An 856-nucleotide genomic window follows, 5' to 3' on the forward strand; every position below is an offset into this window, starting at 1 on the left:
TGATGTCGCAGTTTCAGGAAGAGAAAGAAGGCCAGCGCCTGACTGCATACCAGGACGGTGTCGGCATCTGGACAATTTGCGGCGGCGTGACGATGGTCAACGGCCACAAGGTTGTGAAGGGCCAGCGCCTGACCGCCGAGCAGTGCAGGCAGATTGACACAGCAGAGCAGAAAAAGGCGCTCGACTGGGTAGATCGCAACGTCAAGGTAACGCTGACAGAACCGCAAAAAGTCGGTATCGCCTCGTTCTGTCCCTGGAACATCGGCCCCGGCAAGTGCTTCACCTCCACCTTTTACAAAAGGCTCAACGCTGGTGACCGCATTGGCGCCTGCCGCGAAATCCGCCGTTGGATATACGACGCAGGCCGTGATTGCCGTATCCGCTCGAACAATTGCTACGGGCAGATATTGCGGCGCGATCAAGAGGCCGAGCTGGCTTGCTGGGGATTAGACAAATGAGCGCCTGGCTCTCAAAACTGGCCGGAGGGGGAATGCTGCTCCTGCTGCTGGCGTCAATTTGCCTCGGCGGTTACAGCTCGCTGTTGTCGCACCGGTTGGCGCTGGCACGCCAGCAGGTTGCAGAGCAGACAAAGACGCTGGCGCAGCAGGCAGGGCTGATCACCACACTGCGCGCGGATGACGCCCGTAATCGCGCAATGATGGCAGAACAGCAACGGAGAGAGCAGCAGCTGCGCCAGCAGGGCGAAAACTACCAGAGGAAATATCAGGTTGCCATTAAAAATGATGAGTGCGCCCGCCGCACTGCTCCTGGTGCTGTTCTTGGCCTCCTGCGCGGAACGGACACCGCCGCCACCGGCGCCGCTCGTGCTGTTTCCCCCTGAATCGGTGTTCACCCC

General features: G+C 59.9%; 2 protein-coding genes. Both read left to right on the forward strand.

All coding sequences use genetic code 11. From position 1 onward, the window contains the following. Positions 1-2: 2 nt before the first annotated feature. Positions 3-458 (forward strand): lysozyme, encoded by a 456-nt coding sequence (locus ADK28_RS16015; protein WP_048796078.1) that lies wholly within the window; start codon positions 3-5, stop codon positions 456-458. Beyond that, positions 455-841: a DUF2570 domain-containing protein gene (locus ADK28_RS16020; RefSeq protein WP_048796079.1), complete on the forward strand. Its 387-nt coding sequence runs from the start codon at positions 455-457 to the stop codon at positions 839-841. The genes ADK28_RS16015 and ADK28_RS16020 overlap by 4 nt, the downstream gene beginning before the upstream one ends. Positions 842-856 lie beyond the last annotated feature (15 nt).

Origin of the sequence: Serratia sp. 506_PEND (assembly GCF_001076875.1) — a bacterium.
Lineage (GTDB): Bacteria > Pseudomonadota > Gammaproteobacteria > Enterobacterales > Enterobacteriaceae > Serratia > Serratia marcescens.

What these genes read in the sequence shown, in the direction of transcription:
- ADK28_RS16015 (WP_048796078.1), top strand. Translation starts at nt 3, where the DNA reads ATGTCGCAGTTTCAGGAAGAGAAAGAAGGCCAGCGCCTGACTGCATAC.
- ADK28_RS16020 (WP_048796079.1), top strand. Translation starts at nt 455, where the DNA reads ATGAGCGCCTGGCTCTCAAAACTGGCCGGAGGGGGAATGCTGCTCCTG.